1 protein-coding gene is annotated in these 247 nt (G+C 42.5%); it reads left to right on the forward strand.

Annotated elements, in window-relative coordinates; genetic code table 11:
- The coding region (locus R0K30_RS23020) for a hypothetical protein (protein ID WP_410613294.1) at positions 1-247 on the forward strand (247 nt) is incomplete at both ends.

The following is a 247-nucleotide window of genomic DNA, read 5'->3' on the forward strand; positions in this document are numbered from 1 at the left end:
CGATCATTTAGTTGAATTATTGGCTTTCTCTGATAGCCAGGACACAACGCGTTTGGCATATCCTTATAGCCAGGAAAGTGGAATTGCAGAAGGCGCAGAACCAGGAACCACAACATTTGAACGTGGTGGCGACAACTACTCGATCAAATACACTGGTTATTTGACTCAGGATTTGACTGTTTCTGCATTATATGGCGAGAATAAATTCGCATTAACGACTTCATCACCTCAAGGCGCAGTTTGTAAT

The sequence above is a fragment of the Bacillus sp. SIMBA_154 genome (assembly GCF_046536015.1).
Taxonomy (GTDB): Bacteria; Bacillota; Bacilli; order Bacillales; family Bacillaceae; genus Bacillus; species Bacillus pumilus_P.